Annotated in this window: 16 protein-coding genes and 1 tRNA gene; 4 read left to right on the forward strand and 13 right to left on the reverse strand. The window is 65.9% G+C overall.

The genetic code is table 11. The annotated features are described in order from the left end of the window. Window positions 1-67: 67 nt before the first annotated feature. The 8 genes from ACY65G_RS16430 to dkgB all read right to left on the reverse strand — a co-directional run bounded on the left by ACY65G_RS16430 (window position 68) and on the right by dkgB (window position 9,417). Window positions 68-1,231, reverse strand: a complete 1,164-nt coding sequence (locus ACY65G_RS16430) for a GGDEF domain-containing protein (RefSeq protein WP_464998398.1) — start codon at window positions 1,229-1,231, stop codon at window positions 68-70. 7 nt (window positions 1,232-1,238) lie between these two features. After that, window positions 1,239-3,077: a M61 family metallopeptidase gene (locus tag ACY65G_RS16435; RefSeq protein WP_464998399.1), complete on the reverse strand. Its 1,839-nt coding sequence runs from the start codon at window positions 3,075-3,077 to the stop codon at window positions 1,239-1,241. Then, on the reverse strand, window positions 3,074-3,700 hold the full coding sequence (locus tag ACY65G_RS16440) for a nucleotidyltransferase family protein (RefSeq protein WP_464998400.1): 627 nt from the start codon (window positions 3,698-3,700) through the stop codon (window positions 3,074-3,076). The genes ACY65G_RS16435 and ACY65G_RS16440 overlap by 4 nt, the downstream gene beginning before the upstream one ends. 26 nt (window positions 3,701-3,726) lie before the next feature. Continuing rightward, window positions 3,727-5,979, reverse strand: coding sequence for a xanthine dehydrogenase family protein molybdopterin-binding subunit (locus ACY65G_RS16445; protein ID WP_464998401.1), 2,253 nt, complete (start codon window positions 5,977-5,979; stop codon window positions 3,727-3,729). 10 nt (window positions 5,980-5,989) lie between these two features. Next, window positions 5,990-6,448: a (2Fe-2S)-binding protein gene (locus ACY65G_RS16450; protein WP_464998402.1), complete on the reverse strand. Its 459-nt coding sequence runs from the start codon at window positions 6,446-6,448 to the stop codon at window positions 5,990-5,992. Between the two features lie 98 nt (window positions 6,449-6,546). Further along, a complete protein-coding gene (locus ACY65G_RS16455; RefSeq protein WP_464998403.1) occupies window positions 6,547-7,269 on the reverse strand; it encodes a DsbC family protein in 723 nt (240 codons plus the stop codon). 53 nt (window positions 7,270-7,322) lie between these two features. Further along, a complete protein-coding gene (locus ACY65G_RS16460; protein ID WP_464998404.1) occupies window positions 7,323-8,537 on the reverse strand; it encodes an FAD-dependent monooxygenase in 1,215 nt (404 codons plus the stop codon). Window positions 8,538-8,607: 70 nt separating this feature from the next. Continuing rightward, the gene (gene dkgB, locus ACY65G_RS16465; RefSeq protein ID WP_464998405.1) at window positions 8,608-9,417 is read right to left on the reverse strand and encodes a 2,5-didehydrogluconate reductase DkgB; all 810 of its coding nucleotides are present in this window, start codon (window positions 9,415-9,417) and stop codon (window positions 8,608-8,610) included. A 171-nt stretch (window positions 9,418-9,588) separates the two neighbouring features. Between dkgB and ACY65G_RS16470 the strand changes: the two genes are divergently transcribed. Then, window positions 9,589-9,664: transfer RNA gene (locus ACY65G_RS16470), tRNA-Phe, on the forward strand. Window positions 9,665-9,846: 182 nt separating this feature from the next. Beyond that, complete coding sequence (locus ACY65G_RS16475) at window positions 9,847-10,119, forward strand: DUF4242 domain-containing protein (RefSeq protein ID WP_464998406.1); 273 nt, start codon at window positions 9,847-9,849, stop codon at window positions 10,117-10,119. A 153-nt stretch (window positions 10,120-10,272) separates the two neighbouring features. On the opposite strand, the gene ACY65G_RS16480 is transcribed toward ACY65G_RS16475, so the two are convergent. Genes ACY65G_RS16480 through ACY65G_RS16490 form a run of 3 tightly spaced genes read right to left on the reverse strand, consistent with a single transcriptional unit; the run spans window position 10,273 to window position 13,421 of the window. Continuing rightward, window positions 10,273-10,998, reverse strand: coding sequence for an ABC transporter ATP-binding protein (locus tag ACY65G_RS16480; protein ID WP_464998407.1), 726 nt, complete (start codon window positions 10,996-10,998; stop codon window positions 10,273-10,275). 4 nt (window positions 10,999-11,002) lie between these two features. Continuing rightward, the gene (locus tag ACY65G_RS16485) at window positions 11,003-12,205 is read right to left on the reverse strand and encodes an ABC transporter permease (protein ID WP_464998408.1); all 1,203 of its coding nucleotides are present in this window, start codon (window positions 12,203-12,205) and stop codon (window positions 11,003-11,005) included. Between the two features lie 4 nt (window positions 12,206-12,209). Then, window positions 12,210-13,421 (reverse strand): efflux RND transporter periplasmic adaptor subunit, encoded by a 1,212-nt coding sequence (locus ACY65G_RS16490; RefSeq protein ID WP_464998409.1) that lies wholly within the window; start codon window positions 13,419-13,421, stop codon window positions 12,210-12,212. Window positions 13,422-13,834: 413 nt separating this feature from the next. On the opposite strand from ACY65G_RS16490, the gene gdhA reads away from it, so the two are divergent. Then, on the forward strand, window positions 13,835-15,178 hold the full coding sequence (gene gdhA / locus ACY65G_RS16495; RefSeq protein ID WP_464998410.1) for an NADP-specific glutamate dehydrogenase: 1,344 nt from the start codon (window positions 13,835-13,837) through the stop codon (window positions 15,176-15,178). Between the two features lie 314 nt (window positions 15,179-15,492). On the opposite strand, the gene ACY65G_RS16500 is transcribed toward gdhA, so the two are convergent. Beyond that, window positions 15,493-15,921, reverse strand: coding sequence for a hypothetical protein (locus tag ACY65G_RS16500; protein ID WP_464998411.1), 429 nt, complete (start codon window positions 15,919-15,921; stop codon window positions 15,493-15,495). 324 nt (window positions 15,922-16,245) lie between these two features. Between ACY65G_RS16500 and ACY65G_RS16505 the strand changes: the two genes are divergently transcribed. After that, entirely contained in the window at window positions 16,246-16,755 is a 510-nt protein-coding gene (locus ACY65G_RS16505) for a host attachment protein (protein WP_464998412.1), read from the forward strand. An 86-nt stretch (window positions 16,756-16,841) separates the two neighbouring features. On the opposite strand, the gene ACY65G_RS16510 is transcribed toward ACY65G_RS16505, so the two are convergent. Beyond that, a complete protein-coding gene (locus tag ACY65G_RS16510) occupies window positions 16,842-17,480 on the reverse strand; it encodes a hypothetical protein (RefSeq protein WP_464998413.1) in 639 nt (212 codons plus the stop codon). Window positions 17,481-17,535: the final 55 nt, after the last annotated feature.

The following is a 17,535-nucleotide window of genomic DNA, read 5'->3' on the forward strand; positions in this document are numbered from 1 at the left end:
ATTGGAAATATTTCCTGAAAACGTGAAATCGGGGACTGCCCGAATTTCGGCAACTACTGTTGTGCGGTCATGCAGCTGCGCGCCAGGTTTCGATACGGTCGCGGCCGTTTTCCTTGGCGCGGTACAGCGCTTCGTCCGCCCTGCCGAGCACATCTTCCAGCGGTTCGCCCGGGTCGGTCTGCACCGTCACGCCGAAACTGGCCGTGCAGGACGGCAGGGTGCCGGCGCACGCGTCGCGCAGCAGGCGCTGCATGCGCTGGGCAACGGCGGTGGCGCGTTTCGCGTCCGCGTCCGGCAGCAGCACGATGAATTCCTCGCCGCCGAAACGGGCCAGCACGTCGGATTCGCGCAACGCCGAGCCCAGCATGCGTGCCACGCTGACCAGCACGCGGTCGCCCTCGGCGTGGCCGAAGCGGTCGTTGATCGACTTGAAATGATCGAGGTCCACCGCCAGCAGCGCCATCGAACGGGAACGCTGGCGCATTCGCGCCAGCCGGGCGACTTCGCGCGCGTAGGCATCGCCAAAACCGCGCCGGTTGAATACGCCGGTCAGCGGATCGCTGGCCGAGCGACGTTCGAGGATCAGCCGCAGCCGTTCGTAGGCCACCATCAGGAAGCCGACCGCCAGCAGCGCAGGCTGCAGCGCCGTCACTGCCAGGTAGAAGCCCTGGAACTGGCCGGGAAGGGAAACGTTCACCAGCGTTTCGCCATGCCGGGTCAGTGCCATCACGCCACGCAAGGCCACCAGGACCAGATTCACGGCGATCAGTGAACCGAAGAACCACGTCGCCGGCTTGCTGCGGCCATGCCTCAGCAGCAGGAGCAGCAAGGTGGCATTGATCAGCGTCATCGGCAGCGCCATCCACGCCACGCGCGCCGCATAGTCCGGAACGGCAAGCAGGTAGTACAGCATGCCGGCAAGCGCGAAACCGCAAGCGCCCCCCAGCATCCGCCAGCCCGCCGCGACACCATAGAAACGCTGCAGGCCAATCACGCACAGCCCGTTGCCGAATATGAATAGCACATTCGCCACCGGCAGCACGAGCGCATCGGGCAGCGTGCCGCGCAGGGCAAAGCAGCAGGCGGAAATCACTTGCGTCGCCAGCGCGGCGCCCCAATGGCTGATGCCGCGTATCTCGGCGGGAAAGCCGCGGCGGGCCCCGAACAGCAACACGCCCATCACGGCGCACATCAGCGCCGCCATCACCACGACGCTGAAGGGATCCAGCAACCGCACGTCAGCGCAGCATCGTCGGCCGCGCCACTGCCGGCTTGCGCGCCGCGTCGATCGCCAGCGTGATGCCTGGCACGCGATCGCCCAGCAGTTGCACCGTAAACGCCATCAATTCATCGCGCCGGAACGCGTGCACCTGCACCGTGTCGCCCACGGCATAGCGGGACAGCAGCGCTTCCAGATTCGACGGATTGCCGGTCACGCGCAGGCCGTCGATGGCCACGAGCAGGTCGCCGGCGGAGAGACCGGCACGGTGCGCGGCGCCGCCTTCATGCACGGCCGAGAGCTTGGCATCGGCACCATCGCGGCCGATGTTGGCATCGAGGCTCGGTTTCGCGAGCTTGCGCTCGTCCGCGTACTTCACCCCGAACGGCGCCAGCAGCTTCGCCAGCGGCACGTCCTCGGTGCCGCGGATGTACTTCTCGAAGTAGCTCTTCAGCTTCATGCCGCTGATCTCGTCGAACAGCACTTCCACGTCGCGCGGCGTCACGCCACGGCGGCCATCCGGATAAAAGTCGCGGCCGTAGCGCTGCCACAGCGCCAGCATGATGTCGTCGAGCGAACGCTTGCCGCCCGTCTTCTGGCGGATCGTGAGATCCAGCCCCAGGCCCACCAGTGAACCCTTGGCGTAATAGCTGACGATCGCGTTGGGCGCGTTTTCATCCTGCCGGTAGTACTTGCTCCACGCGTCGAAGCTCGATTCGGCCACGCTCTGCTTCGTGCGGCCACTGCTGCGCAGCACGCTGCCCACGGTCTTGCCCAGCATCTTGAAATACGCGGCTTCGCTGATCAGACCCGAGCGGACGAGGAACAGGTCGTCGTAGTAACTCGTGAACCCTTCGAACAGCCACAGCAGCGGCGTGTAGTTCTCCACCTGCAGGTCGTAGGGCGCGAACACGGCCGGCTTGATGCGCTTCACGTTCCATGTGTGGAAGTACTCGTGGCTGCACAGGCCCAGGAACTTGATGTATCCCTCGCTGCGCTCTTTCACCACAGACGCGGTGGTCGGCAGGTCGGCGCGGGCGCAGATCAGCGCCGTCGAGGCGCGGTGTTCCAGGCCACCGTAGCCGTCGCCCACGGCCAGCGTCATGAACACATAGCGGTCCATCGGCGCCCGCTTCGTTTTCGGCTCGAAGAAGGCGATCTGGGTTTCGCAAATCGTCTTCAGGTCGGCGCACAGCCGCGCCATGTCCAGGTTCGGCACGCGGCCGGTGATCACCACGTCGTGCGGCACGCCGTGCGCGGTGAACGTGGCCAGCGCGAAGTCGCCCAGTTCCACCGGGCTGTCGATCAGCTCGTCGTAGTCGGCCGCCACGTAGGTGCCAAAGCCGTAGCGCTTCGCCTTCAGCTCGGGCAGCGCGGTCGCCACGCGCCACGTGCGGGCCGCTTCGTCGGCCGGGCGCACGATATCGACCACGTGCGGCACATCCTCCTGTCCCGCCACGCGCAGGAATACGCTGGTGCCGTTGAAGAAGCCGTGCGTCTGGTCCAGGTGCGCGGCACGCACGGAAAGATCCCATGCATACACGTCATACTGCACCGTGAGCGGCCCCTCGACGGGCGGCGCCTGCCACGAATGCTTGTCCAGCTTCGCCAGCGGCACGGGCTGGCCGTTTGCCTCCGCGCGGATCTGCACGATGTTGCGGGCGAACTCGCGGATCATGTAGCTGCCCGGGATCCAGGCCGGCAATGCCAGCAACTGGCCGTCCGCAGCGGGCTGCTGTACGGTCAGCGTCACCTGGAACAGGTGGGCGGCGAGGTCCTTCGGCACGATGGCATAGGCCACGGCCGGCGCCGCTGCGCGCGGCGGTTTCATCTTCTTGGTCGGCGTCTTGTTTTTCATTGCAGGAGGTCGGGCGGAGTATCGATGTCGAGCAGGATGCCCGGGTCATCCACCGCCACTTCGTTGACGATATTATCCTTCACGATACCGCGCGCGCCCCGGTCTCCGGACAGCGCGAGCAGTTGCGGCAAGTGGCGGCGGCCGAATGCGACCGGATTGCCCCGCTCCTTGCCCAACGCGGTCCCATGCACCGGCACCGCGATATCGGCGCCCTCTTCCACCGCCCTTGCCAGCGCGGCAATGGTGGCCGGCAGTACGCGGGGCATGTCGCCCAGCGCCACCACCCAGCCCACCGCCGCCTCCGCATGACGGAGCCCGTGGACGAGCGACGCGGCCATGCCGCTGTCGGCTTCGGTACATTCCACCACTTCGCACCCCAGCGCAGCCAGTTGCGCGGCAACGGCATCGCCGCCATCGCGCACCACGGCCACCACGCGCGGCAGCACGGCCAGCAGGTGCCGCGCACTGTGCACGACAACCGGTTCGCCATCGATCGGCTGCAGCAGCTTGTTGCGCTGCCCCAGTGGATCGAAGCGCCGGCCGCGCCCGGCGGCCAGCAGCAGGCCGACGATGGCACCGGACACCACGCGCCGGGTCATGCTTTGGGTCATGCTTTGGGTCATGCTTTGACTCATGCGCCGGGTATGCGTTACGCCACCTGCGGCGTGGCCGCCGACGCCAGGTCGAACGGCAGCTTGCGCAGCCGCTTGCCCGTGACGCGGAACACGGCATTCGCGAATGCCGGCGCCAGCGGCGGCAGGCCCGGTTCGCCCATGCCCGTCGGCGGCTCGGTCGACGGCACGATGTGCACCTCGACCTGCGGCATGTCGGTCATGCGTGCGACCGTGTAGTCGCTGAGCTGGCCCTGTTCGACGATACCATCCTTCAACGTGATGGCGGCGCCCGGCAGCGTGGTGCCGACAGCCATCAGCACGGCGCCCTGCACCTGCGCTTCGATGGTCAGCGGGTTGACCGGCTGGTTGCAGTGCACGGCCGCCGTCACCTTGTGCAGCTTCGGCGTGCCGTTCTCCACCGACGCCGTGACCACGTAGGCCACCACGGTGCCGAACGATTCATGGACCGCCACGCCGTAAGCCTGCCCTTCCGGCAGCTTCACGCGGCCGTAGCCGGACTTGCCCACGGCCAGGTCGAGTGCCAGGTGATGGCGCTTGTGCTCCGCCGGGATCAGCTTCTTGCGGTAAGCCACCGGGTCGATACCGGCAGCGGTGGCCGCCTCGTCGACCAGCGTCTCCATCACGAACGCCGTGTGCGTCGACCCGACCGAGCGCCACCACAGCACCGGCACATTGGCCTGCGCGTTGTGGACCGACAGGTTCATCGGCACCCTGTACGGTTCGCCCATGCCTTCGACCATCGTGGCATCGACACCGTTCTTCACCATCATCGGCTCGAACGGCGTGCCGCTGATGATCGACTGGCCGACGATCACGTGGTCCCAGCCCACGATATCGCCTTTTGCATCCAGCCCCAGTTCGGCACGGTGCACATGCGACGGGCGGTAGTAGCCGCCCTTGATGTCGTCCTCGCGGCTCCAGATCACTTTCACGGGGCCGCTCTTGCCGGCCTTTGCCCAGGCCTTGGCGACATTGACGGCTTCCACGATGTAGTCGGAAGACGGCACGGCGCGCCGGCCGAAACCACCACCGGCCATCATCGTGTGCAAGGTCACCTGTTCCGGTTTCAGGCCGGCCGTTTTCGCGGCCGCCGCCTGGTCCATCGTCTGGAACTGGCTACCGGCCCAGATCGTGCAGCCGTCGCGTTTCAAGTCCACCACGCAATTCAGCGGCTCCATCGGCGCATGCGCCAGGTAGGGGAATTCGTAGACGGCCGAGATCTTCTTCGGCGCGGCGGCCAGCTTCGACACGTCGGCCTTTTTCGCCACGGCACCCGGTGTCGCGGCCAGCGCGCGGAAGGCGGTGAACTGCTGATCGGAGCTCACCTTTTCCACGCCACTCGTATCCCAGTCGACCTTCAGCGCATCGCGGCCCTGCTTCGCCTGCCAGTACCCTTCCGCGATGACGGCCACGCCGGTACCGCCACGGTCCACGTCGACCGGCACCACGGCGATCACACCCTTGATCTTCGTCGCCTCGGCGGCATCGAAGTTCCTCACCTTCGCACCGAACACCGGCGGGCGCGCCACCACGGCCACCTTCGTGCCGGCCGGCTTGAAGTCCATGCCGAATTGCTGGCTGCCGTTCGACTTGGCGCGCGCATCCAGGCGCGGCATCGGCTTGCCGATGAAGCGGAATTTACCGACGTTCTTCAGCACCACGTGCTCGGGCACCGGCTGCTTCATCGCCGCCTCGGCCATCTGGCCGTAGGTTGCCTTCTTGCCGCCCGGCGCGGTGAGCACGCCCTTGACTGCCTTCACCTGGCTGACGGGGACTTTCCACTGCTCGGCCGCCGCGGCCACCAGCATCGCGCGTGCCTTGGCGCCGATCTCGCGGTACTGCACCCACGAGTGGGCCACCGAACCGGAGCCGCCAGTGATCTGGATGCCCATCGCCGGATCCTTGTAGGCCTCGCCCGCCGGCGCCAGTGCGCCGCGAACCTGCGACCAGTCGGCATCGAGTTCCTCGGCGATCAGCATCGGCAGCGCCGTGTGCACGCCCTGGCCGAACTCCAGGCGGTTCACCTGCACGGTAACGGTGTTGTCCGGCGCGATGCGCAGGAAAGCGTTCGGTTGCCGGGTTGGCAACTGCAGCGGCTTCTGCTCCGCGGCGCGGGCCATGCGGCCGCCACCCGTGAACGTGAAGCCAAGCACCAGGCCGGCGCCGGCCGCCTTCATGAAGCCGCGGCGGGAGGTGGGAGAAATGCCGCCAGCCTTGTCGTCGGCGGGCACGGTCATGTCATCGCCATTGAGCCATTCTTTGCGCATGGTATTTCCTTCAGGCGAGCGACTTCGCCGCGTCCTTGATGGCGAGGCGGATGCGTTGGTAGGTGCCGCAGCGGCAGATGTTGCCGGCCATGGCGCCGTCGATGTCGCTATCGGTCGGCTTGCGGTTCGCCTTCAGCAGTGCCGTGGCGCTCATCACCTGGCCGCTCTGGCAGTAGCCGCATTGCGGCACATCGTGCTTTACCCAGGCGTCCTGCACCGCCTTGCCCACCTTGTCGTGCTCCATCGCTTCGATCGTGGTGATCTTCTGGCCAACGGCGGCCGAGATCGGCGTGACGCAAGAGCGGATCGGCTGGCCGCCCAGGTGCACGGTGCAGGCGCCGCACAGCGCGGCCCCGCAGCCGAACTTCGTGCCGGTCATGTTCAGGTTGTCGCGCAGCGCCCACAGGATGGGGGTCGACGGGTCGGCGTCGACTCGCGTGTCGCGCCCGTTGATGTTCAGGGTGACCATGATGTAAAACTCCCGGTTCTGGATTCTTGTGATGTAAAAACGGCGCGCTTCGTGGGCGCGCCGCGTTGGTGCAATTGATTCGTGCGAGTACGTCGAAATTACTTGATCGCGGCGAACTTCGCTTCCATCGTGTCGACGTCGATAGCGCCCGGAACGCGGCTGCCGTCGGCAAAGAAGATCGCCGGCGTGCCTTCCAGCCCGAGCTTGCTCCCCAGCGCCAGCACCTTGTCGTTCGGCGCGGCACAGCCGGCCGGCGCTGCCGGCGCCTGCTTGTTGTTCAGCATCCACTCGTCCCAGGCGCGGTTGCGGTCGGCCGCACACCAGATATTGCGCGATTTCACCGTGGAGTCCGGCGACAGGATGTTGTACATGAACGTGTAGACAGTGATGTTGTCCACCTTCGCCAGCGTCTCGCGGCGGAATTTCTTGCAGTAGCCGCAGTTCGGGTCTTCGAAGATCGCCACCACGCGCTTGCCGTTGCCCTTGACCGTCTTCAGCGCCAGCTCCAGCGGCAGCTCGGAGAACTTGATGCGGTTGACTTCGTCGATGCGCGCCTGCGTCACGTCTTCCTTTGTCTTCAGGTTGAAGATGTGGCCGGCGAACAGGTAGGTACCGGTCTTGTCCGTGTAGCGGATCTCGTTGCCGATGCGGATTTCGTACAGCCCCGAATAAGGCGTGGCGCGGATCGCATCGATCTTGATGTTGGGGCCGAGCTTGGGTTCGACGTTCTTGCGGATGGTGGCTTCGGTGCCGTCGTCGGCGCCCGCGCACGACATCAGCAGTGCCGATGCCAGCACGAGGCCGGTCTTCATGAACTTCATAGACTCTCCGGGAGAAAACATGGGCGACGCGGGATCGCCGCGCCGCGTGGATATCAGTGCCGGCCCAGCGCGTGCGACATCAGCGAACGCTTGACGAATGGCAATTTATCCAGCAAGTTTAGCCCGAAATTGCGCACGGCGCGAACCGGCTCGAGATTGGCGCCGAACAGGCGCTGCAAACCGTCGGTGGTGGCCTGCATCAGCAGCACTTCTTCCTTGCGCGAGCGGGCGTAGCGGGCCAGCACCCGGTCGTCGCCGATCGAACGGTGTTCCTCGCGCTCGGCAATGGCGCGCACCAGGTCGCGCACGTCGGCAAAGCCCAGGTTCATGCCATGGCCCGCCAGCGGATGCACCACGTGGGCGGCATCGCCGATCAAAGCCACGCGCTGCGCCACCAGCGAATGGGGGCGCACCAGCGACAGCGGAAACGCCCGCACCGACTCCGGCAGCACGGGCGTGAGCTTGCCGAGCTTGTCGGCGGCGAACTCGGCCAGCCGGTCGGCAAGCGCCTGCGCCCCTTCGCTGGCCAGCTGGTCGGCCAGCATGTCCGGCGCGGACCAGACGAGCGACACGCGGTTGCCCGGCAGCGGCAGCAGCGCCACGATGCCGCGGTCGCACGTGAACCACTGGAATGCATTGCCGTGGTGCGGCAGCGCCGTGTCGAAATTGGCGACCACGCCTTTCTGGCCATAGGGTTTGTAATCGAGGCCGATGTCGCACTGGCCGCGCACCCAGGACTGCGCACCGTCGGCGCCCACGACGAGCGATGCCTTGACGGCCGTGCCGTCCGCCAGCTGCACGGCGGCCCCGGCGTCGTCGCATTCGAGCGCCACCGCGCGGCCGGTCACCACATGCACGTTCTGGGCGAAGCGCAGTGCCGCATCGAGCGCATCGTTCAGGTTGCGGTCTTCGACGATCCAGGCCAGCGTATCGGCATGGGCGCCATAGGCATCGAAGTTCAGGTGGCCGGGCTGCTCGCCGTCCCCCTTGATGACCATGCCGTCGACCGGGGCGATGCGCAGCTGGTCCATCGCGCCCCACACCTTCAGGTTCGACAGCAGTTCGTGCGCCGTATGGTTCAGCGCATACACCCGCACGTCCCAACTGGGCTCGAGGCCGTCCGGCTTCGGCGCTGCGGGCGGGCCGAGCAGGGTAACGCTCTGCCCGGCCTGGGCGAAGGCCAGCGCGGCCGCCTTGGCGATCGCGCCGTTGCCGACGATGCAGACCGCCGTCTGCACGTGGTGCTTGGAGGAGGATGGCATGTTCATTCAGCCATTATAACTTTCACCGGCAAGCGGGGCGCGCGGGGTGCATCCTTCCCGTGGCCGGGCCATGGACTCAGTCCCACGCCGGGGCGATGCCCTCCGGATTGGCGATGCGCTCGCCTGCTTCCAGCGCCGCGATGGCCGCCATGTCTTCCCCGGAAAGCGCGATCCGCGCCGCACCCAGGTTGGCTTCCAGGTTCGCCCGCTTCGTCGACGACGGGATCACGGCGAATCCCTGCCGCAGCGACCAGGCCAGCGCCACCTGGGCCGGCGTCGCTCCGTGCCGTTCGGCGATGCGGGCGATCACCGGGTCGGCCATCACCTTGCCATATGCCAGCGGCATGTAGGCCGTCAGGTGGATGCCGTGCTCGCGCGCGAATTGCACCACGGCCCGGTTCTGCAGGAACGGGTGGATCTCCACTTGGTTCGTAGCGATCTCCGCTGCGCCGACGGCGTCGATCGCCTGTTGCATGTGGCGGATCGTGAAGTTCGAGATGCCGATGTGGCGAGTCAGGCCGGCACGCTTCGCCTCCAGCAGCGCCGCCATGGTTTCCGCCACCGGCACCGCGTCCTGCGGCGACGGCCAATGGATCAGCGTCAGGTCCACCTGCTCCAGGCGCAGCTTGTCCAGGCTTTCGCGCAGGCTGGGACTCAGCTTGTCGCCGGCCAGGTTCGCCGTCCAGATCTTGGTCGTCACGAACAGCTCGTCGCGGGCAACGCCGCTTGCCGCGATCCCGGTGCCCACGTCGGCTTCGTTGCCGTAGATTTGCGCGGTGTCGATATGGCGGTACCCGAGCGCCAGCCCGGTGCGGACGGAATCGACGGCCACCTGCCCTTGCAGGCGGAACGTGCCGAGGCCGAGTGCGGGAATTGCTTTTTGCATGGTGTTCTCCTTGAGTTCGATGGACACCATGATGCCGGCATTGTTTGTTGAGAAAAAGCAGTGCCTGGGCAATTCATCGTTGATCCGACCGCAAGTATTGATGGGCAGGCTTGCGGAAGTCCAGAAAAGTCTATTGCATCTCTGCATTGACCTGCTATAATGCGGCCTCTTGGCCTGGTAGCTCAGTTGGTAGAGCAGAGGATTGAAAATCCTTGTGTCGGTGGTTCGATTCCGCCCCGGGCCACCAAGAATTCAGCAGTAAAGCAGAACGCCACCTTCGGGTGGCGTTTTTTGGTTTACGGGACATTCGACCATCTTGTACGGCGTTGCACCGCAAAGCGATTGCCCTGCGTTTGGTTTTACGCTACTTTATCCGGGCAGTCTCATAAGGTGTCATCGCCAGTCCTTCATAACAGCATGGAGACAGATATGCCGCGCTATATGGTTGAACGCAGTTTCCCCGATGGTCTCAACATACCCGTCAATGCCGCTGGCGCAGACGCCCTGAGCAAAGTTGTCCAGACCAACAGCGAGCAAGGCGTTACCTGGGTCCATTCCTACGTGAGTACCGATAAGACCCACACGTTCTGCATCTACGATGCGCCAACGCCCGAGGCAATCCGGCAGGTCGCCGAGCGCAACGGATTGCCGGTCGACAATATTACTGAGGTCGCGGTGCTGGCCCCGTATTTCTATTTTTGAAGGCCAGGCAGAGGATTTGAAAATCCTTGTGTCGGTGGTTTGATTCCGCCCCGGGCCACCAAGAATTCAAAAAACGCCACCTTCGGGTGGCGTTTTTCGTTTCCGGACAGCGCAGTGTTCCGGTGCCCGACTCGAGCCGGAAGCCGCCATCCGCTATCGCACCGTCTCATCGCTCTCGATCTGCCCATCCACCAGCCTGATCGTGCGGTCGCACAGCTCGGGCATGCGCGGGTCGTGGGTGACCAGCAGCACCGCGCAGCCGAACTCCCGGTTGAACTTGCGGAACAGCTGGAAGACTTCTGCGGCGGATTTCGTGTCGAGATTGCCGGTGGGTTCGTCGGCCAGCAACAGCGCCGGGCGGGTCACCAGCGCGCGGGCCACGGCCACGCGCTGCTGCTGGCCGCCGGAAAGCTGGTCGGGCTTGCGCTGCTCGAACCCTTCCAGGCCGACCTGGGCAAGCAGGGTACGGCCCCGCTCAACCTGTTCCGGCGTCGGTTTTCCCGTGGCCACCATCAGCGGCATGAGCACGTTCTCGAGCGCCGTGAACGCCTGGATCAGATGGTGGAACTGGAAGACAAAGCCGATCGCGCTGCCGCGCAGGGCGGTACGCCGGGCATCGTCCATCTTCCCGGTCGATTCGCCAAGCAGGAGCAGGTCGCCCGAGGTGGGTCGGTCCAGCAGGCCGATGAGATTGAGCAGCGTACTCTTGCCCGACCCCGAGGACCCTACCAGCGCGGCGAAGTCGCTGCGCTGCAGGCGCAGGTCCAGGCCGTGCAGCACTTCCACTTCGGTGGGTTTGCCGAGGTTGAAGCTTTTACGCAGGCCTTGCAGCCGCAGCACCTCCTCGCGGCGATCTTGCGTGCTTGTAAGCTCGGTCATGTGCTCAGACATGGCGTATCGCCTCCACCGGATCGAGCGACGCGGCGCGGCGCGCCGGCACGGCTGCCGACAGGATGCCGGTGACCGTCGCCAGGCCGGCCGCGGCCACCGGCAGCCATGGATCGACCGGAATGTAGAACAGCTTTGGCCCGAAGGTGTTGAAAGCGCCCACCAGGCCATATCCCGCCATGGCGCCGAGCAGCGAACCGGCCAGACCCAGGAGGGCACCCTGCACCAGGAAGACACCCAGCATCTGTTCGCGCGTCGTCCCCATCGCGCGCAGGATGCCGATCTCACGGGTGCGCTGGACCACGCTCACCGACAGCACGCTGGCAATCCCCAGCGCCACGCTCAATGCCACGAAAGCGCTGATCATCCGCGTGGAGAGGCTCTGCGAGCGCAAGGCGTTCATCAGCTGGCTGTTGGTTTCCATCCAGCTTTCCGCCTTCAGCCCCGTGAGGCGGGCGATACGCTGGGCGATGGACTGCGCATCGAAAATGTCCCTTACGGTCACGTCGATGACGGTCGCCGCACCGGGCAGGTCGAGCAGGGACTGCGCCTGCTTCATGTCCAGGTACACATAGCGGGCATCGAGCTCGCGGACACCCAGCTCGAAGATACCGGCCACGTTCACCACGCTCTCCCGTCCCTGCCCTCCGTCCAGGCGCAGCTTGTCGCCGACACGCATGCCGAGGTCGGTCGCCAGCTGCTTGCCGATCACCGTGTCGCCGGCACCGATGCGGAACACGCCGGCCACGATGTCTTCCTGGACCGGAATGATGCGCAGGTAGCGCTGTGCATCGATGCCGACCAGCGCCACCGATGCGAGCGACTCGCCGCGGCGCGCGAATGCCGGTCCCGAGATCAGCGGCGACACGGCCGTGACGCCCGGCATCGTGTCGAGCACATCGCGCACCTGCTGCCAGTTGTTGATCGATCGCAGGCGCTGGGTGCGTTTGCTCTCGAGCAGCAGCTGCATGCTTCCCGGCGCAGGGGGCAGGATGCGGTTGCGCTCCTCGGGAGGCTGTACCTTGATATGGGCCTGGGTACCCAGGGTACGGTTGATGATGTTGCCCTGCAGTCCCGTAATCAGCGCCGTGAGGAAAACGATCACCGCGACGCCCACGGCGATGCCGACCAGGATCAGGGTACTCTGCGCCCTGCCCTCGCGCAGGAACCTGGTGGCGATGGTCCAATGGATCCACATGGCGTCAGTCCAGCTTGACCGGAAGTTCCTTGCGTGAGGCCGAGTCCGCCGTCAAGGCGGCGGGCACGATGCGTACGCGGTCCCCCTGCTTCAACGCGGCCTGCGCATCAGCCACCACGCGGTCCCCCTGCCGCAACCCGGCCGTCACTTCCGTCCGGTCAAGGCCACGCAGGCCGAGCTGTACAGGGCGGCGCACGGCACGGCCATCGGCAACCAGCCATACCGTCGCGTGGTTGCCATCCGCCATGGCCAAGGCGTCGTTGGGCAGGACGATGGCGCGGTCGCGCCGGCCCGTTTCCACATTAACGGAAACAGTCATGCCTTGTCGAAGAAACCCGGGGACCGGAGCGACCGCGAAACGCACGTCGACTGTTCCGCGCTGCGGATCGACGCCAGGGGCGATGAAACCGACCTTGGCAGGAAACGGCCGCCCGGGATAGGCGTCGGCAATGCACATGGCCTTCTGGCCGATGGCAAGCACTTCCAGGTTTTTTTCATCCAGCGGCACCACGATCTCGGTGTCGCCGCTGCGGGCGATGTCGAACAGGACCCGTCCGGGCTGCACCAGGTCGCCCGGCTCGGCGTTGCGGGTCAGCACGGTTCCGGCGACCTGGGCGCGGATGGTGGTTTTCGCCAGCTGGGCTGTCGCGCTGGCCACCCGGGCGCGTGCCGCCGTTTCGCCAGGATTGCCGGCCACCAGCGAGCGCACGGTCAGTTGCGCCTGCTCGACCGCCGTCCGGGCAACCGTTTCCGCCTGTACCGCCTGCTCCATCGTTTCGCGGGTGATCATCTGCTGCTGGAAAAGATCGCGGCGGCGCGTGGCCTCGCGGCTGGCCTGCGCCAGCCTTGCCTGTGCCTCGCGCAGGCCGGCCTGCGCCTGGGGCCGGGTCGATTGCTGCAACTGGGCCAGCGCGGCTTGTGCCTCGCGTACCGCTGCCTCGAGCTCGTCGGCGCGCAACACGGCCAGCACATCGCCAGGCTGCACCATGTCGCCTTCACGCACGCGCCGTTCGACAACCACGCCGGTCACCTCGCTGCCGACCTGCGCGCTGGACAACGCTGCCACGCGGCCAGTCGCCACCACGGTCTGCACCAGCGGCTGCGCCGTCACTTCGTAGCCGGCCAGGGCCGGCCCTCGCAGATGCTGTACTACGCCCCATGCCAGCGCACCGATGGCGAGGCCCACAGTTGCGACAAGAATGCGGTTGCGTTTCATTGTGCATGTGAGCAGTGAGGGAAGCCGGTATGTTAACCCATTGCTCAGTCTCGTCCGATGGAAACCCGGATGAAAGCAGAAACGGCCGCGTTTCGCCCCCCATGGCACAGCAACCTGCCACTACCTGACAATCCTTCGCCGGACGGAAGCGTGTCATGGCAACAGCGCATGCAGCGATGTCATTCTGGCACTTATACCGGTGACACCAGCGCATACAGCAATGGCTTCCTGGCAATCATATCGATGATTCGGTCGGCTTTGCCCACGAAAATTTCGCCGTCACGCCTTTTGCCGAATCATCTTTATTTGTTATTATCGGATTGCAATGCACGAATATGGTGCGCAACTGCACCAACTTCGGGCCGCCTCTCCGCCGTTTCTCCGCATCGACGCCTTTCGTTCTTGGAATTCATATGAAATACGCCTCCGTACACCAGTTCCTGCAACACGTTGCCGACCGCAATCCTGGCCAGCCCGAATTCTTGCAGGCCGTTACCGAAGTGATGGAAAGCCTGTGGCCCTTCATCGAACAACATCCGAAATATGCCGAACAGGGCTTGCTGGACCGCCTGGTCGAGCCCGAGCGGGTCGTCATGTTCCGCGTTTCGTGGGTGGATGACCAGGGCCAGGTGCAGGTCAACCGCGGCTACCGTATCCAGCACAGCATGGCGATCGGCCCCTACAAGGGCGGCCTGCGCTTCCATCCTTCCGTTACCCTGTCCGTGCTGAAATTCCTGGCGTTCGAGCAGACGTTCAAGAATGCGCTGACGACGCTGCCGATGGGCGGCGGCAAGGGCGGTTCCGATTTCGACCCGAAGGGCAAGAGCCCGGGCGAAGTGATGCGCTTCTGCCAGGCGTTCGTTAGCGAGCTGTTCCGCCATGTCGGATCGGACACGGACGTGCCGGCCGGCGATATCGGTGTCGGCGGCCGCGAGGTGGGCTACATGGCCGGCATGATGAAAAAGCTGAGCAACCGGGCCGACTGCGTGTTCACCGGCAAGGGCCTGAGCTTCGGCGGTTCGCTGATCCGCCCCGAAGCCACCGGCTACGGCACCGTGTACTTCGCCGATGAGATGCTCAAGACGCGCGGCCGCACGTTCGAAGGCTTGCGTGTCAGCGTGTCCGGTTCGGGCAACGTGGCGCAATACGCCATCGAAAAGGCGATGGAACTGGGCGCCCGGGTCATCACCGTGTCCGACTCGACCGGCACCGTGATCGACGAGGAAGGGTTCACGCCGGAAAAGCTGGCGACGCTGATGGAAGTGAAGAACCACCTGTATGGCCGCGTCAGCGATTACGCCGAGCGCACCGGCAGCCGCTTCGAAGCGGGCGTGCGTCCATGGCACGTCCCGGTGGACGTGGCACTGCCATGCGCCACGCAGAACGAGCTGGATGCGGACGATGCCGCCACCCTGATCAGGAACGGCGTGCTGTGCGTGGCCGAAGGCGCGAACATGCCGTCGACGATCGAGGCGGCCAAGGCGTTCGAGGCCGCCGGCGTGCTGTACGCGCCGGGCAAGGCCAGTAACGCGGGCGGCGTCGCCACGTCGGGCCTGGAGATGAGCCAGAACGCCGAGCGCATCAGCTGGCCGCGCGAGGAAGTCGACGGCCGCCTGCTGCAGATCATGCAGGGCATCCACGCCGCCTGCCTGAAGTACGGCGCTCGCCCGGACGGCACCGTGAGCTACGTGGACGGCGCCAACATCGCCGGCTTCGTCAAGGTCGCCGATGCGATGCTGGCGCAGGGCGTGATCTAACCGCCGGGCATTGAAAGCAAAACGCCACCTTTGGGTGTAATGCCGTTCAGTTAACGGAATTCGATGCAGTCCGCGACGTTAGCGCACTGGTGTCGGACACCGGCTTCTTGGTGTCCGACCGCTGCGGCGGACCGACCGGTTTTCGCATGAGGTTGCTGATTTCCTGAGCCGAGAACCGGTGTCCGACACATTTTCCGGATGAAGCCCCCGGAAAAAATGTCCGACACCAGGCACGCTAGCACCACCTCGAATGGCCACGTCGGCTTAACTGAACGGCATTACACCTTCGGGTGGCGTTTTATTGGCCGGTCCATTCAGGGCTGCTGCCCACCACCCGGCGGCGTGCCATGCCCCGACGACGTCCCCGTGCCGGTGCGCGTATCCTCGCCGCTGGCCGCCTCGCCCAGCCCGGTTCCCCCTGCCGCCGCGGCGTCCACGGCCGGCCGCATCCGGTCGGCGGACTCGGTGCCGCCGGGCGTGCCCGGCATGCCGGCCGCGTCGACACCCTCGCCGCGCAGGCCCTCGCCGCCCGGGCCGGAATTACCCGACTGCTGCGCCGCGGCCGACGCATCCGTGCCGCCGGCGGCGCCCACCACTTGCGCGCCTGCCGGTGCCGGCGCCGACTGTCCCGTTACCGGCCGGGCGCCCTGCTCGGCCAGCGTATCCTGGTTGGTCGCCCTTTGCGACGAGTTGCCGGAAACCTGGCCGCCCTCGTTCTGCCCGCCTTTTTGCTCGTTTGCCATATGCCCTCCTGTTGGTTCGAGAACGGGTCATTCTGCGCAAGTTGGGCGGCGGTGCGCGCACGGCAGGTTCACCGCGGCCGTAGCCCGGCCGTTGGGCGACCGTTGGGCGGTGCGCCGGCTCCCAGCCCCGCGTTGGTGCGCCGGGGTTCCGGCACCGGGGCTATACTGGCCTTGCCATGACCGGACAGCCAGCAGCTTCCGGCATTCCCGGCCCGCGCGGCGGGCATTCGGATCTCATGGCACACACGTCCGTTTCCGCGAGCCATATCGCGAGCGATATCGCCACGGGAACGCTCTATTCACGATCACTCAGATAGGGACAAGATGAAACCAACCTGGATTATCACGGCCAATGCTGGCCGCGCACGAATCTTCGAACAAGCCACCTTGACCGAGCCGCTGCAGGAAATCGAAGACATGGTCAGCCCCGGCGCCAAGCAGAGCATCTCCGACGTCGTTACCGACCAGGCAGGCCCCACGGCCGCCGCCAAGAGCAGCCACAATATCGGCAGCGGCAACCAGGCTCCCGGCATCGCGCACAATGCCAATTCCGGCGCGCCCAACAAGCAGTACCAGCCGGCCGTCACGCCTGCCGAGCAGGAAGCCGACCGCTTCGCCAAGGATATCTCCGCTTACCTGCTCAAGGCGAAGGAGGAAGGCCGCTTCGGGCAACTGGTCATCTCCGCGTCGCCGCAGTTCCTGGGCACGCTTCGCTCGAACATCGATTCGAACCTGAAGGACCTGATCAAGTCCGAATTCAACAAGGACTACACGCACTTCAACGGCCCCCAGCTGCGCGAGCAGTTGCAGGCGCTGAAGGACAAGCAGGAATAATCTGGTGGGTCTCCCGCGGGCGCCTGGCGCGCCCGCATCGGCAGCGCGCGCATCCTCTTGCACGCGCATCCTCTTGAATTGTCCGGCTAGCCGGCGTCGGGATCGGCCTTGTGGCCGAAGCCGATGCCAGGACCTGCACCACCAGTGCCGCCATCGGCGCCACCGCTCCCCTCGTTACCCTTGCCGCCGCCCTTGCCGGCCTCGCCCCTGTTGCCGCGCGCCCCACTGCCCTGCGAGCGCGTCGGCCCCTGCAGCGGAATCGGCACGCCCGCCGGCACCGGCCCCAGGTCGAGCGCCTCGCGGATGAAGTCGCGCAGCGCGACCACCAGCTCCGCCGTGTGGATCGGCCGGCCCGCCGCCATGTCGGCCGCGGCCTGCCCCGCCAGCCGGCAATGCTCCTCGGTGCCGAGCAGCAGGATATCCGCCAGCGCCGCCTCCACGGCATCGCGAATGCGCCGCGCGCGGTCGGAAGCGCTGCGGGGATCGTCCGCCGCCAGGTCGCGCAGGTGTGTCGGGTCCACGGTCAGCTCGCCCGTGAACGAACCGCCCAGCGTGCGATAGGCAGCGATCAGTGTCTTCAGCCGCTCGTTGATCTGGCGATTCATCCGTTCGCGGCGCTGCTGCACCGTTTGCATCATCAGCACGCGGATGCCCACGCCCACCAGTGTAAATACCGCCAGCCCGAGAAACGTCGTCAGCACCGCCTGCCAGGAACTGAAATCCATATAGCGCACCTGCACCTCGCCATCGCTGTGATGAGGGCGAGTGTACCGAGCTGCG

It is taken from the genome of Pseudoduganella sp. jia 12 (assembly GCF_055502675.1).

Excerpts from the sequence above, each read along its gene's own strand:
- ACY65G_RS16460 (WP_464998404.1), bottom strand. The coding sequence starts at position 8,537 with ATGAACATGCCATCCTCCTCCAAGCACCACGTGCAGACGGCGGTCTGC.
- dkgB (WP_464998405.1), bottom strand. The coding sequence starts at position 9,417 with ATGCAAAAAGCAATTCCCGCACTCGGCCTCGGCACGTTCCGCCTGCAA.
- ACY65G_RS16445 (WP_464998401.1), bottom strand. The coding sequence starts at position 5,979 with ATGCGCAAAGAATGGCTCAATGGCGATGACATGACCGTGCCCGCCGAC.
- ACY65G_RS16475 (WP_464998406.1), top strand. The coding sequence starts at position 9,847 with ATGCCGCGCTATATGGTTGAACGCAGTTTCCCCGATGGTCTCAACATA.
- ACY65G_RS16440 (WP_464998400.1), bottom strand. The coding sequence starts at position 3,700 with ATGACCCAAAGCATGACCCAAAGCATGACCCGGCGCGTGGTGTCCGGT.
- ACY65G_RS16435 (WP_464998399.1), bottom strand. The coding sequence starts at position 3,077 with ATGAAAAACAAGACGCCGACCAAGAAGATGAAACCGCCGCGCGCAGCG.
- ACY65G_RS16505 (WP_464998412.1), top strand. The coding sequence starts at position 16,246 with ATGAAACCAACCTGGATTATCACGGCCAATGCTGGCCGCGCACGAATC.
- ACY65G_RS16480 (WP_464998407.1), bottom strand. The coding sequence starts at position 10,998 with ATGACCGAGCTTACAAGCACGCAAGATCGCCGCGAGGAGGTGCTGCGG.
- ACY65G_RS16510 (WP_464998413.1), bottom strand. The coding sequence starts at position 17,480 with ATGGATTTCAGTTCCTGGCAGGCGGTGCTGACGACGTTTCTCGGGCTG.
- ACY65G_RS16485 (WP_464998408.1), bottom strand. The coding sequence starts at position 12,205 with ATGTGGATCCATTGGACCATCGCCACCAGGTTCCTGCGCGAGGGCAGG.
- gdhA (WP_464998410.1), top strand. The coding sequence starts at position 13,835 with ATGAAATACGCCTCCGTACACCAGTTCCTGCAACACGTTGCCGACCGC.
- ACY65G_RS16500 (WP_464998411.1), bottom strand. The coding sequence starts at position 15,921 with ATGGCAAACGAGCAAAAAGGCGGGCAGAACGAGGGCGGCCAGGTTTCC.
- ACY65G_RS16455 (WP_464998403.1), bottom strand. The coding sequence starts at position 7,269 with ATGAAGTTCATGAAGACCGGCCTCGTGCTGGCATCGGCACTGCTGATG.
- ACY65G_RS16490 (WP_464998409.1), bottom strand. The coding sequence starts at position 13,421 with ATGAAACGCAACCGCATTCTTGTCGCAACTGTGGGCCTCGCCATCGGT.
- ACY65G_RS16450 (WP_464998402.1), bottom strand. The coding sequence starts at position 6,448 with ATGGTCACCCTGAACATCAACGGGCGCGACACGCGAGTCGACGCCGAC.